Annotated in this window: 12 protein-coding genes and 1 pseudogene; 12 read left to right on the forward strand and 1 reads right to left on the reverse strand. The window is 69.4% G+C overall.

Going from position 1 to position 12,875, the window contains the following annotated elements:
• The first annotated feature begins 9 nt into the window (after positions 1-9).
• The 11 genes and pseudogenes from QTH87_RS21305 to QTH87_RS21350 all read left to right on the forward strand — a co-directional run bounded on the left by QTH87_RS21305 (position 10) and on the right by QTH87_RS21350 (position 10,646).
• Complete coding sequence (locus QTH87_RS21305) at positions 10-1,125, forward strand: branched-chain amino acid ABC transporter permease (protein ID WP_286612058.1); 1,116 nt, start codon at positions 10-12, stop codon at positions 1,123-1,125.
• Between the two features lie 2 nt (positions 1,126-1,127).
• Positions 1,128-2,378, forward strand: a complete 1,251-nt coding sequence (locus tag QTH87_RS21310) for an ABC transporter substrate-binding protein (RefSeq protein ID WP_286612059.1) — start codon at positions 1,128-1,130, stop codon at positions 2,376-2,378.
• Positions 2,379-2,393: 15 nt separating this feature from the next.
• On the forward strand, positions 2,394-3,215 hold the full coding sequence (locus tag QTH87_RS21315; protein ID WP_286612060.1) for an ABC transporter ATP-binding protein: 822 nt from the start codon (positions 2,394-2,396) through the stop codon (positions 3,213-3,215).
• Positions 3,215-3,712: pseudogene (locus tag QTH87_RS26200) on the forward strand (ABC transporter ATP-binding protein); the annotation flags it as partial. The gene QTH87_RS21315 and the pseudogene QTH87_RS26200, both read left to right, overlap by 1 nt.
• Before the next feature lie 519 nt (positions 3,713-4,231).
• Entirely contained in the window at positions 4,232-5,467 is a 1,236-nt protein-coding gene (locus QTH87_RS26205; protein ID WP_353506158.1) for a Tm-1-like ATP-binding domain-containing protein, read from the forward strand.
• 34 nt (positions 5,468-5,501) lie between these two features.
• Positions 5,502-6,341, forward strand: a complete 840-nt coding sequence (locus QTH87_RS21325) for a phosphoenolpyruvate hydrolase family protein (RefSeq protein WP_286612062.1) — start codon at positions 5,502-5,504, stop codon at positions 6,339-6,341.
• Between the two features lie 16 nt (positions 6,342-6,357).
• Positions 6,358-8,046, forward strand: coding sequence for a flotillin family protein (locus QTH87_RS21330; protein ID WP_286612063.1), 1,689 nt, complete (start codon positions 6,358-6,360; stop codon positions 8,044-8,046).
• A 3-nt stretch (positions 8,047-8,049) separates the two neighbouring features.
• Positions 8,050-8,487 (forward strand): SRPBCC family protein, encoded by a 438-nt coding sequence (locus tag QTH87_RS21335; protein WP_286612064.1) that lies wholly within the window; start codon positions 8,050-8,052, stop codon positions 8,485-8,487.
• Between the two features lie 20 nt (positions 8,488-8,507).
• Positions 8,508-9,980 carry an SRPBCC family protein gene (locus QTH87_RS21340; protein WP_286612065.1) on the forward strand — a complete coding sequence of 491 codons (1,473 nt, stop codon included), beginning with the start codon at positions 8,508-8,510 and terminating at the stop codon, positions 9,978-9,980.
• Between the two features lie 61 nt (positions 9,981-10,041).
• A complete protein-coding gene (locus QTH87_RS21345; RefSeq protein ID WP_286612066.1) occupies positions 10,042-10,407 on the forward strand; it encodes a VOC family protein in 366 nt (121 codons plus the stop codon).
• 23 nt (positions 10,408-10,430) lie between these two features.
• Positions 10,431-10,646 carry a hypothetical protein gene (locus QTH87_RS21350; RefSeq protein ID WP_286612067.1) on the forward strand — a complete coding sequence of 72 codons (216 nt, stop codon included), beginning with the start codon at positions 10,431-10,433 and terminating at the stop codon, positions 10,644-10,646.
• A gap of 27 nt (positions 10,647-10,673) precedes the next feature.
• On the opposite strand, the gene QTH87_RS21355 is transcribed toward QTH87_RS21350, so the two are convergent.
• Positions 10,674-11,582, reverse strand: coding sequence for a LysR substrate-binding domain-containing protein (locus QTH87_RS21355; RefSeq protein ID WP_286612068.1), 909 nt, complete (start codon positions 11,580-11,582; stop codon positions 10,674-10,676).
• A 114-nt stretch (positions 11,583-11,696) separates the two neighbouring features.
• Here QTH87_RS21355 and QTH87_RS21360 point away from each other — a divergent pair, with 114 nt between their 5' ends.
• Complete coding sequence (locus QTH87_RS21360; protein ID WP_286612069.1) at positions 11,697-12,863, forward strand: mandelate racemase/muconate lactonizing enzyme family protein; 1,167 nt, start codon at positions 11,697-11,699, stop codon at positions 12,861-12,863.
• The last annotated feature ends 12 nt before the right edge of the window (positions 12,864-12,875 follow it).

The raw sequence follows: 12,875 nt of genomic DNA on the forward strand, positions 1-12,875 counted from the left end.
CGCAAGGCCATGAATTCCTCCGCGACCTCGGCCGTGGCTCGCGGGCGACCCGTGCTGCCATTGCCGCGGCAGGCCGAAGGGGTCGCCGATGCGCAGCACGCCGACACCGTGTCGGCACCGGCCTTTGACTGGCCCCGGCCCGCGCTGCGCCATGTGCTGGTCGTGATCGCGCTGGTGGTGTTCCCGTTCGTCGCCACGCCCTTCCTCACCTTCCAGGTCGGCGCGCAGGCGCTGGTGCTCGGGATGATCGCGCTGTCGCTCAGCTTCCTTGCCGGCTACGGCGGCATGGTGTCGCTGGCCCAGATGACGGTGGCGGGCATCGCGGGCTATGCGATGGCAGTGTTCGGCCACAGCAGCAGCGCAGAGATCAGCCTGGGCTGGCCCTGGTGGCTGGCGGTACCGATCGCGATCGTCATCGCGATTCTCTCGTCGGCGCTGATCGGCTGGCTCTCGGTGCGCACCGAAGGCATCTACACCATCATGATCACGCTGGCGATCGGCGTCGCCTTCTACTACCTGGTGCTGCAGAACTACAGCGTGTTCAACGGCTTCCAGGGGCTGCGCGAACTGAAGCCGCCGAACGTGTTCGGCATCGACTGGCGCGAGCCCGTGCCGTTCTACGCGCTCTCCCTGGCCGCGGCGCTGGCCGCCTACGCGCTGGTCAGCCATGTGGTGCGCACGCCCTTCGGCATCGCGCTGCAGGGCATTCGCGACAACCCGCGTCGCATGGGCGCGCTCGGCTACTCGGTGGTCACGCACCGCGTCGCGGCCTATGCGCTGTCGGGCCTGCTCGCAGCGGTCGGCGGCATCCTGCTCGCCTGGTACAACGCGCTGATGACGCCCGGGTCGGTCGGCACCGGCTGGCTCATCAACATCCTGGTCATCGCCGTGCTGGGCGGCGTCAAGCACCCGTTGGGCGCCTTCCTCGGCGCGCTGATCTTCGTGCTGCTCCAGACCTTCGCGATCGACCTGATCGACCGCGAACGCTTCAACCTCGTGATCGGCGGCGTATTCCTCGCCATCGTCCTGTTTTCCCCTGACGGCCTGCTCGGTCTGTGGGCGAAGCTCCGGCTTCGCTTCGGCCCGGGAAAGCCAACGACTTCCAACCACAGGAGACAACCGTGAAAATGACGACGAAGCGAATCTGGACCCGCTCCATCCTCGGTGCGGCAGCTGCAACCGCGTTGCTCGGCCAGGCCTGGGCACAGGGCCAACCCGTGAAGATCGGCCTGCTGGCGACGCTCGAAGGGCCGTTCGCGGCCGGCGGCGCCGACGGCATGCGCGGCGCCGAGCTGGCCGTGAAGGAGCGCGGCGGCACGGTCGCCGGCCGCAAGATCGAGATCATCAAGGCCTCGTCCGACGCCAAGCCCGACGTGGCGGTGAATGCCACGCGCAAGCTGGTCGAGCAGGACAAGGTCGACATCATGGTCGGCCCGCTGTCCGGCGGCGAGGGCATCGCGGTCAAGGACTACTCCAAGACCCAGCCGCAGGTGACCTTCATCAACGGCGGCTCGGGCGCGCAGGGCACCACCCTGACCAGCCCGAGCCCCAACTTCTTCCGCTTCAACACCGACGGTGGCCAGTGGATGATGGGCCTTGGCAAGGCGGCGCTGGCCAAGGGCTACAAGCGCACCATGGTGATCGCCGAGGACTACGCCTTCCCCTACTCGCAGGTGCAGGGCTTCATGGCCGAGTACTGCAAGCTCGGCGGCAAGGTGCCGGTCAAGGCCTGGGTGCCGCTCGGCGGCAAGGACTACTCCTCGGTCATCGCCACGATTCCGAAGGATGTGGATGCGCTGCTCGTCGTGCTGGGCGGTGCCGACGCGGTCAACTTCCTCACGCAGTACGAGAACTCCGGCGGCGACAAGCCCATGCTCGGCGGCTCGATCACCGTGAGCCAGGACGTGCTGAACTACAAGGGCAAGCGCCGCGACTCGCTGGTCGGCACGCTCTCCGCGGGCCCGCTGGCCGATGCCTACGAAGGCGCCGACTGGAAGGCCTTCGTCGCCGACTACAAGAAGACCTACCCGGTGTCGGCCGGTGGCTTCCCGAGCCCGAGCCTGTTCGCTTACGTCTACTACGTGAACATGAAGGCCGCGCTCGACGGCCTGGCGGCCGTGAACGGGGACCTGTCCAACAACCAGGCCAAGTACCGCGAGGCGCTCTCGAAGATGACGCTGAAGACCCCGACCGGCGACGTCAAGCTGGACGGCAACCGCCAGGCCATCGGCACCACCTTCGTGACCGAGGTGGTGAAGGACCCGCAGGGCAACCTGTTCAACAAGGTGCACAGCAAGATCGACAACGTCGACCAGCTGCTCGGCATGAAGCCCGACGAGTTCAAGATCGGCTCGCGCGACGTGCCGGCCTGCCCCTGAACCGACGCCGAACCGGTGGCCTCCATCGTCCAGCTCCGACCTGCCGTGGCCGCCCCGCCAGGGACGGCCACGGCGACGCGTCCGACGCTCGCCTCGAACGACGCGCTGGTGCTGCGCAACGTGACGCGCGCCTTCGGCGCCCTGCGCGCGGTGGACGATGTGTCGCTGTCGGTGGCGGCCGGGCAGAAGTACGCCATCCTCGGCTCCAACGGCGCCGGCAAGACCACCCTGTTCAATGCCATCACCGGCGACTTTCCTCCCACCGCCGGGAGGATCTTCTTCTTCGGCGAGGACATCACCGAGCTGCCGCCGCACGAGCGCATCCGCAAGGGCCTGCGGCGCACGTACCAGTCCTCGCTGCTGTTTCGCGACCTCACGGTGCGCGACAACCTCTTTCTCGCAGTGCGCGGCGTCGGCAACGGCCGCTTCAGCCTGCGCCGCGCGGGACCGGGCCATGCGTCGACCCGCGCCACGCAGGACCTGCTCGAGCGCACGCGGCTCACCCACATCGCCGACGAGCGCGTCGCCAACCTGGCGCACGGCCAGCAGCGCCAGCTCGAGATCGGCATGGCGCTGGCCGGCGCGCCGCGCCTGATCCTGTTCGACGAGCCGGCCGCGGGCCTGTCGCCGGCCGAGCGGCGCGAACTGGTGGCGCTGCTCGGTTCGCTGCCGGCCCACATGAGCTTCGTGCTGATCGAGCACGATCTCGACATCGCGCTGCGCGTGGTCGATCGCGTCACGGTGATGCACAACGGCCGAGTGCTGCGCACCGGCACGCCCGGCGAGATCGAGAACGACGCCCAGGTGCAGGCGATCTACATGGGGAGCCGGCACTGATGGCCTGGTTTCGCCCCGATCGCGAAGCGCCGGCCGCGAATGCCGGTCCGACCCTGGTCATCGATGCGCTCGACGTGTACTACGGGCGCGCCCATGCGCTGCAGGGCGTGGCGCTCACGCTCGAACGCGGCGTGCTGGGCATCGTCGGGCGCAACGGCATGGGCAAGACCACGCTGTGCAACGCGATCACCGGCCTGGTGCCGGCGCGCGGCAGCATCCGGCTCGCCGGCGAGGAAATCCTCGGCCTCGCGCCCAACGAGATCACGAAGCGCGGCATCGCCTACGTGCCGCAGGGGCGCCGGGTCTGGCCTTCGCTGTCGGTCGACGAGACGCTGCGGCTGGTGGCCAGCCGCCGGCGCGAGGTCGACCGCGTCTACACGATGTTCCCGCGCCTTGCGGAGCGGCGCGACCACGGCGGCGCGCAGCTCTCGGGCGGCGAGCAGCAGATGCTCGCGATCGGCCGCGCGCTGCTGCTGAACCCCCGGCTGCTCGTGATGGACGAGCCCACCGAGGGCCTGGCGCCCGTGATCGTCGAACAGGTGGCGCAGGCCCTGCGCGAGCTCGCCGCCGAAGGCCGCATCGCGGTGCTGCTGATCGAGCAGAACCTCGGCGTCGCGATCTCGGTCGCCGACCGCATCGGCCTGATGGTCAACGGCCGCATCGCGCAGCAGATGCCGGCCGCGCAGCTGGCGGCCGACCGCGAACTGCAGGAGCGGCTGCTCGGTGTGCGTTCGGGCGTTGCCGAGGACGAAGAACCCGCGGCACCGGAGGCACCCCACTTCGACGAAGCCGACGGCCCGCGCGTCTTCACCGTGCGGCGTGCCCATGGCGAGGGCGCGCCCTCACTCGACGACCTGGCACCGAGCACGGTACGCGGCTTCACGCGCTGGAACGCCGGCGGCACCGCGGCACCGGTGGCGGACATCGCGCGGCTCGCACCGGCCGCCGAACCCGAGGCCGCCCCTGCTTCGAGCATCGTGACCGCGAGCCCGGGACCTCGAATCTTCGAGTTCCCCGTGGCCGCGAGCAGCGAGCGTTCGGCCTACGTGGCGGGCACCTTCGACACCAAGGGGCGTGAGCTGTCCTTCCTGCGCCAGTGCCTCGAGAAGCTCGGCCTGCGCGTGGTCACGGTGGACCTCTCGACCTCGGGCAAGCCGTCGTCCGCCAGCGTGCATCCGCGCGAGGTGGCACGCCACCATCCGGGCGGCGAGAGCGCCGTCTTCAGCAACGACCGCGGCAGTGCCACGTCCGCGATGGCCTTGGCCTTCGAGGCCTTCCTCGCGGGCCGGCGCGACCTCGGCGGCATCATCTCGGCCGGCGGATCGGGCGGCACCTCGATGGCCACGCAGGGCATGCGCGCGCTGCCGATCGGCTGCCCCAAGGTGATGGTCTCGACCATGGCCAGCGGCGACACGCGGCCCTACGTGGGACCGAGCGACATCTGCATGATGTATTCGGTCACCGACGTGCAGGGCATCCACCGCATCAGCGAGCTGGTGCTGGCGAACGCGGCCCATGCCTTGGCCGGCATGATCGCGCACCCGCCGGTGGTGTCGAGCGTGACGCGCCCGGCCATCGGCCTCACGATGTTCGGCGTCACGACGCCCTGCGTGCAGGCGGTCGCCAAGCGCCTGGAGGACGACTGGGACTGCCTGGTCTTCCACGCCACCGGCGTCGGTGGCCAGTCGATGGAGAAGCTCGCCGAGTCGGGACTGATCGCCGGCGCGATCGATGTCTCGACCACCGAGATCGCCGACGAGATCGCGGGTGGCACGCTGTCGGCCGGCCCTGCGCGGCTCGACGTCTTCGCCCGCCACGCCCTGCCCTATGTCGGCTCCTGCGGCGCGCTGGACATGGCGAATTTCGGCGCCTGGGACACGGTGCCCGAGCGTTTCCGGGGCCGGCGCCTGTATCGCCACAACCCGACCGTGACGCTGATGCGCACCTCGGCCGACGAGTGCCGCGCGATCGGCGAATTCATCGCCGCCAAGCTCAATGCCATGCGCGGGCCGGTGCGCTTCCTGATTCCAGAGGGCGGCGTCTCGGCGATCGACCGCCCCGGCCAGCCCTTCCACGACCCCGAGGCGGACCGGCAGCTGTTCACGGCCATCGAACAGGGCTTTCGCGGCGGGCCCGACCGCAAGCTGCTGCGGCTGCCCCTGCACATCAACGACGAGGCCTTTGCCGATGCGCTGGTGGCAGCCTGGCGCGAAGTCGCGCGCAGCCTGCCGGTCGATGCGCGGCGCGCCTGAGCGATACACGAAGAACGACAGGAGGACCCGCACCATGCCCCGCATTTCCCGCAGCAGCCTGCTGACCCGCCTGCGCGCCAAGATCGACGCCGGTCGTCCCATCATCGGCGGCGGCGCCGGCACCGGCCTATCGGCCAAGTGCGAAGAGGCCGGCGGCATCGACCTGATCGTGATCTACAACTCGGGCCGCTACCGCATGGCCGGCCGGGGATCGCTCGCGGGCCTCATGGCCTACGGCAATGCCAACGAGATCGTCTGCGAGATGGCACACGAGGTGCTGCCGGTGGTGAAGAACACGCCGGTGCTGGCCGGCGTCAACGGCACCGATCCGTTCATGATCGCCGACGAATTCCTCGGACGCCTCGCGACGCTGGGCTTCTCGGGCGTGCAGAACTTCCCGACCGTCGGCCTGATCGATGGCGTGTTCCGCGCCAACCTCGAAGAGACCGGCATGAGCTACGCGCTCGAGGTCGATCTGATCGCCCGCGCCCGCGCGCTCGACCTGCTCACCACGCCCTACGTGTTCTGCGAAGCCGATGCACGCGCCATGGCCGGCGCCGGCGCCGACATCGTGGTGTGCCACCTGGGGCTCACCACCGGTGGCGCCATCGGCGCCTCGACCGCGCTCACGCTGGCGGACTGCGTGCCGCGCATCAATGCCTGGGCGGCCGCCGCGCACGCCGTGAACCCGCAGGCGATCGTGCTGTGCCACGGCGGTCCGATCGCGACGCCCGAAGACGCCGAGTACGTGCTCGCGCGCTGCCCGGCCTGCCACGGCTTCTATGGCGCGAGCTCGATGGAGCGGTTGCCCACCGAGGCCGCGCTCACCGAGACCACTCGACGCTTCATGCAGATCACCCGACCCCCGCGATAACTGAGGAGACCGACCCATGTCAGGCGCCCAATTCGGAAGCTTCATCCTTGCGCTGATCGTCATCGCGATCGTCGTCGCCCTCGCCGTATGGCTGCTGCACTGGCTCTACCTGCGCAGCTCGAAGGAGCGGGCCTTCGTGCGCACCGGCCTCGGCGGCCAGAAGGTGGTGCTCGGCGGCGGCGCCTTCGTGCTGCCGATCGTGCACGACGTGATCCCGGTCAACATGAACACGCTGCGGCTCGAGGTCAGCCGCGGCCGCGACAAGGCCCTGATCACCAAGGACCGTATGCGCGTGGACGTGATCGCCGAGTTCTACGTGCGCGTCGCGACCAGCGAGGAGGCCGTGGCCGCGGCGGCCCAGACGCTGGGCCTGCGCACGCTCGAACCCGACCAGGTGCGGGAGCTCCTGGAGGGCAAGTTCGTCGACGCACTGCGCACAGGAGCCGCCGAGATGACCATGGAAGAGCTGCACGAACGCCGCGGCGCCTACGTGAAGCGGGTGCGCGACGCGGTGGCCGAGGACCTGACCAAGAACGGCCTCGAGCTCGAAGCCGCATCGCTCACGCAACTCGATCAGACCGGCATGGAGTTCTTCAACCCGAGCAACGCCTTCGACGCCGAAGGCCTGACCCGCCTCACCGAGCAGATCGAGCACCGCAAGAAGCAGCGCAACGACGTCGAGCAGGACACGCTGATCGCCATCCGCAACAAGAACCTCGAGGCCGAGAAGCTCTCCCTGGACATCGACCGCGAGGGCGAACACGCGCGGCTGGCGCAGCAGCGCGAGATCGAGATGGCGCGTGCGCGCCAGCGCTCGGAGGTCTCGACCGAGCGCGCGAAGCGCGAGCAGGATGCCGAGTCGGCCCAGATCGCCGCCAAGCAGAGCATCGACCAGGCCCGAATCCGCTCGGAGCAGACGCTGGAATCCGAACGCATCGGCAAGGAACGTGCGATCCAGGGCGCCGAGATCGAACGCCGCATGTCGCTCGAGCTCGCCGAGCAGCAGCGCGCGATCTCTGTGGCACGCGAGAGCAAGGCCCAGAGCGAGGCCCAGGCCGAGGCCGAGGTCGCACGTGCGCTCGCGGTGTCGGCCGAGGAAAAGGTGTTCACCGCGCGCGAGGTCGAGATGGCCGAGCGCAAGAAGGCCATCGACCTGATCGCCGCGGCCCAGGTCGCCGAGCGCGACGCGCTGCGCCTGACCTCCGCAGCCCAGGCCGAGAGCGATGCCAGTGCCGCGCGCGGCGCCGCGGTGCGAGCGCAGGCCGAGGCGGATGCCGATGCGGACAAGATCCGTTCGATGGCGATCCGCGTGCGTGCCGAGATCGAGGCGGAGGCAGCGCGCATGATGAACGAATCGCACAACATGCTGACGCCCGAGGCCCGCATGTCGGCGCTGCGCATGAAGCTGGTCGAGAAGGCCGAGGGCATCATCCGCGAATCGGTGCGCCCCCTGGAACGCATCGAGGGCATCAAGATCCTGCATGTGGACGGCCTCGGCGGCTCGTCCGGCGACGGCGGCCGCAACGGCGACGGCGGCGGCAACTTCGCCGACGGGCTGGTCAACTCGGCGCTGCGCTTTCGCGCCCAGGCGCCGCTGGTCGACCAGCTGCTGCGCGAGATCGGCATCGAGGGCGGCGACATACAGCGACTGGTCGGCGACGCCAGCGGCGCCCATGCGGCACTGCCCTCCGCACCCAAGGAATAGCGCATGGTGAACGTGTATGTGTCGAGCGTGATCGATGCCGGCGCCGACAGCGTCTGGGCGCGCGTGCGCGACTTCAACGGCCTGCCGCAGTGGCATCCGGCGATCGCCGACAGCCGGATCGAGAACGGCCAGCCGGCCGACCGGGTCGGCTGCATCCGCCACTTCCATCTCAAGGACGGCGGGATGATCCGCGAGCGGCTGCTAGCGCTCTCGGACTACGACTACAGCTGCACCTACGAGATCCTCGAGAGCCCGATGGGCGTGGCCAACTACACGGCCACCCTCAAGCTCACGCCGGTGACCGACGGCGCCCGCTGCTTCGCAGAATGGAGCGCCGAGTTCGACTGCGCTCCGGGCCGGGAGCGAGAGCTGACCGAGTCCATCGGCAACGGCGTCTTCCAGGCCGGCTTCGACGCCCTCAAGCGCCGCTCGCTGCGCTGACCGCCATGCTGCAGAAGGTGATGCGCTCCGCGATCATCGATGCGCCGATCGAACGCGTCTGGGCGGTGCTGCGCGACTTCAACAGCCATGACCAGTGGCACAGTGCGATCGCAGCCAGCCACATCGAGGGCGGCGAGCGCAGCGACCAGGTCGGCTGCGTGCGCAGCTTCACGCTCAAGGACGGCAACCGGATCCGCGAGCAGCTGCTCACGCTTTCAGATACCGAGCACAAGAGCACCTACTGCATCGTCGAGGCCACTTTGCCGCTGCAGCGCTACGTGGCGACCGTGACGCTGTCGCGCGTGACCGACGGCAACCGTACCTTCTGGCACTGGGCATCGTCCTTTGCAACCCCTCCGGGCATGGAGCAGGAATTGCGCGACACCGTGGCGCAGGGCGTCTACGAGACCGGATTCGAGGACCTGCGCCGCTACCTGCGCGGCGGCGCCGACCGGCAGGCGCCGGGACGGCCCAGCCCGCAGGACGCGATGCCAGGCGCGCTGCCGGTGCCCGGTCGAAGGATCGCACTCGCGCGCTATGGCGACGCCGACCAGCTCTACCCGCAGGCCTTCGAGGTGCCTGCGCCGGGCCCGGGCGAACTGCGCATCGCGCAACGGGCGATCGGCATCAACTTCATCGACGTCTACCTGCGGCGCGGCTGGATTCCGTCGATGCTCCCGGTGTCGAGCGCCGCACCGGGTGTGCTCGGCATGGAAGCGGCGGGCGGTGTGCTCGATGTCGGCCCGGGCGTCTCGGGCTTCCTGCCCGGCGACCGCGTGGCCTACCTCGGCCCCGTGCCGGGCGCCTACTGCAGCGTGCGCTGCGTGCCGGCGGATCAGGTCGTCCGGCTGCCGGTGGAGATCGAGGACGACGTTGCAGCCGCGCTGCTGCTCAAGGGCATCACCGCCGACTACCTGCTGCACGATCTCGGCCGCATCGGGCGCGGCACGCGACTGCTCGTGCATGCGGCGGCCGGCGGCGTCGGATTGCTGGTCTGCGCCTGGGCGAGTCGCCTCGGCGCGGTGGTGGTCGGCACCGTGTCGAGCGAGGAGAAGGCGCGCATCGCACGCGAACACGGTTGCGAGCACGTCATCGTGACGCGCGACTACCGTTTCGCCGATGCAGTGCAGCGGGCAGCCGGCGGCGCCGATGTCGTGATCGACGGCCTCGGCGATGCGGCGCGCGAAGAGAACATCGCGGCGCTCGCCCGCCGCGGCCACTGGATCAGCCTGGGCCAGGCCAGCGGCCCGCTCGCGGCGCTGCCGCCCGATGCGCTGGTGGGCAAGTCGCTGAGCTTCTCGCGCCCCGTGGTGTTCGACTATGTCGCGACGCAGGCACAGCTCGCCGAGCGAGCCGCACGCGTCTGGCGCGCGCTCGCCGATGGCGCGATCCGCCTGCCGCCGATCGAGCGTTTCGCGCTCGACTCCGCGGCCCGGGCCCATGCGAAGCTCGAGGCACGCGCCACGATCGGCGCACTGGTGCTGGTGCCCTGAGCCCGCATCCGCTCATTCATTCATCATCGGATTCGAACCGGAGGCCCCCATGATCGTCGGCATGAACCACTTCACCGTCACCGCGGAAGACGAGCAGAAGACCCTGGCCTTCTATACCGGCCTGCTGGGCCTGCGCGTCGGCCACCGGCCGGACCTCGGCTTTCCGGGCGCATGGCTGTACGGCAGCGGCCCGCAGGCCGTGCTGCATCTCTACTTCGGCCGGCCGGTGCCGGCGCAGCGCACCGGCGTCATCGACCACATGGCGTTCTCGGCCAAGGACCTGCGCGCGGTCAAGGCTCGCTTCGACCAGAGCGGCATCCAGTACGACCTGCGCCAGCAGGCCGGCGCGGGCACCTGGCAGCTGTTCTGTCACGACCCGAACGGGGCCAAGGTGGAACTCGACTTCGATCCGTCGGAGACGCTGTAGCGAGCCGCGCTACAGTGCTGCACATGAACCGCATCGCCCTCCCCCTCGCTCTCGTCGTCCTCGGGCTGCTGTCGGCCTGCGGTGCGCCTTCCCACGAAGTGCTCCGCATGCGCGACGGCTCGATGCGCGCCGGGACCTCGGCCGAGGCCGCGGAGTACTGCCGGCAGAACGGCGGCAGGGTGCAGGTGACCGGCAAGGCGCCAGCGGAGTCGGGCGTGTTCTTTCGCTGCGATCGCTGAGGGTGGCCGCCCGGGTGCTCCGGCGGTTCAACGCACTGCGCCCTCGCAAGCCTCGCGCCAGAACGACTCCGCCGCGCGGCCGAGCGTGATGTCGTCGCGGTACAGCCGGATCTCGAGCGGAATGCGCCACTCGGGCGCCGCCGCCTCGACCAGCGTTCCGGACAACAGGTCTTCCGCGATCAGGGTTCGGGGCAGCCAGGCCAGTCCGCGGCCATCGAGCACCATGGTCCGCAACACCGAAGCCAGGTGCGCGGTGAACACCACCTGCGTGGGCAACGCAGCGAGCGCCTCGCCCCTCACGGCGCGCAGGATGCGGCCCAGGCCCGACGCCTCGCTGTAGTCCATCAGCGGCACCGGCTTCGCACCGGCGTCAGTAAGACGATGCCGCGCCCTGCCCTTCGCATCGGTGGCAGCCACCGGGATCAGTTCGTCGCTGCCCACCTGCGTCGACGCATAGCCCGCGGCATCGAGCGCGCCGCGCGCCTCGGCGTGCGAATGGCTGAGCACGAGGTGGACCTTGCCCTGCTGAAGCAGCGACTCGCAGCGCGCAAGCACGTCCGAATCGAGCTGGATGCGCCCCACGTCGGCACGGGCTTCGAGGCCGCGCAGCCAGCGCGGAAGGAAAGTGAACGAAAGCGCATGGGTCGAGGCCAGGCGCAGCGTGCTCGAATGCGCCTCGGCCACGGTGCGCGCCTCGCCGGGCAGGCGCGCGACCTGCGCCAGCAGTTCCTGCGCGGCACCGCGCAGCCATTCGCCGGCCTCGGTGAGCCGGGCCGGCTGCACGCTGCGATCGAAGAGATCGGTGCCCAGCCACTCCTCGAGCGAGCGGATGCGGCGGCTGAACGCGGGTTGGGTCAGGTGCCTCTCGTCGGCCGCGCGCGAGAAGTTCCCGGTCTCGGCCAGCACCAGGAAGTCGTCGAGCCAGATCAGGTTCATGGCCGGTGCTTTCAAAGCATGGAAGTCTAGAAAAAGAGCATTGGTCGGCGAGGCGCGAACGCGGGAGCATAGCCGCACCCCACAAACGCGCGCACCGCGCACAGGAGCCACACCGTGAAGATCGTCGAAATCCGGGAAAAGACCATTCCCATCAGCTCTCCCATCCGCAACGCCTACATCGACTTCAGCAAGATGACGCTGAGCCTCGTCGCGGTCGTCACCGACGTGATCCGCGACGGCAAGCCGGTGGTGGGCTACGGCTTCAACTCCAACGGCCGCTACGGCCAGGGCAAGCTGATGCGCGAGCGATTCATCCCCCGCATCCTGGAGGCCGACCCGGCTTCGCTGGTCGACCCCACGGGCGACAACCTCGACCCGCACAAGATCTGGAACGCGATGTTCACCAACGAGAAGCCCGGCGGCCACGGCGAGCGCTCGGTGGCAATCGGCACCATCGACATGGCAGTGTGGGACGCGGTGGCGAAGATCGAAGGCAAGCCCCTGTTCCAGCTGCTGGCCGACCGCTACGGCGACGGCAAGCCGAACCGCAGGATCTTCGTCTATGCCGCCGGCGGCTACTACTACCCCGGCCAGGACCACGGCAAGCTCAAGGACGAGATGCGCAGCTACATCGACCGCGGCTACACCGTGGTGAAGAAGAAGATCGGCGGCGCCTCGCTGGACGAGGACCTGCGCCGCATCGACTCGATCATGGAAGTGCTGCAGGACGGACAGAAGCTCTGCGTCGATGCCAATGGCCGCTTCGATCTCGAGACCGCGATTGCCTATGCCAAGGCCCTGTCGCAGTACGACCTCTTCTGGTACGAGGAGCCAGGCGACCCGCTCGATTTCGAGTTGCAGGCCGCGCTGCGCAACTTCTACAAGAACCCGATGGCCACCGGCGAGGACCTGTTCTCGATGCAGGACGCGCGCAACCTGATCCGCTACGGCGGCATGCGCCCGGATCGCGACTGGCTGCAGTTCGACTGCGCCCTGAGCTACGGCCTGGTGGAGTACCTGCGCACCCTCGACATGCTCAAGGAGCACGGATGGTCCGCCAGCCGCTGCATCCCGCACGGCGGCCACCAGATGTCGCTCAACATCGCGGCCGGCCTCGGCCTCGGCGGCAACGAGTCCTACCCGGACCTGTTCCAGCCCTTCGGCGGTTTCCCCGACGGCGTGAAGGTCGAGAACAGCTTCGTGACGCTGCCCGACCTGCCGGGCATCGGCTTCGAGGGCAAGGCCGACCTGTACCGCGAGATGCAGGCGCTTTCAGCCTGAAGCCGACCGACC

The sequence above is a fragment of the Variovorax jilinensis genome, assembly GCF_030316885.1.
Classification (GTDB): Bacteria; Pseudomonadota; Gammaproteobacteria; order Burkholderiales; family Burkholderiaceae_C; genus Variovorax; species Variovorax jilinensis.

Bases quoted from the DNA above. Each gene is read 5' to 3' on its own strand.
- QTH87_RS21330 (WP_286612063.1), top strand. From the start codon at position 6,358: ATGTCAGGCGCCCAATTCGGAAGCTTCATCCTTGCGCTGATCGTCATC.
- QTH87_RS21335 (WP_286612064.1), top strand. From the start codon at position 8,050: ATGGTGAACGTGTATGTGTCGAGCGTGATCGATGCCGGCGCCGACAGC.
- QTH87_RS21340 (WP_286612065.1), top strand. From the start codon at position 8,508: ATGCGCTCCGCGATCATCGATGCGCCGATCGAACGCGTCTGGGCGGTG.
- QTH87_RS21350 (WP_286612067.1), top strand. From the start codon at position 10,431: ATGAACCGCATCGCCCTCCCCCTCGCTCTCGTCGTCCTCGGGCTGCTG.
- QTH87_RS21345 (WP_286612066.1), top strand. From the start codon at position 10,042: ATGAACCACTTCACCGTCACCGCGGAAGACGAGCAGAAGACCCTGGCC.
- QTH87_RS21310 (WP_286612059.1), top strand. From the start codon at position 1,128: ATGACGACGAAGCGAATCTGGACCCGCTCCATCCTCGGTGCGGCAGCT.
- QTH87_RS21355 (WP_286612068.1), bottom strand. From the start codon at position 11,582: ATGAACCTGATCTGGCTCGACGACTTCCTGGTGCTGGCCGAGACCGGG.
- QTH87_RS21325 (WP_286612062.1), top strand. From the start codon at position 5,502: ATGCCCCGCATTTCCCGCAGCAGCCTGCTGACCCGCCTGCGCGCCAAG.
- QTH87_RS21305 (WP_286612058.1), top strand. From the start codon at position 10: ATGAATTCCTCCGCGACCTCGGCCGTGGCTCGCGGGCGACCCGTGCTG.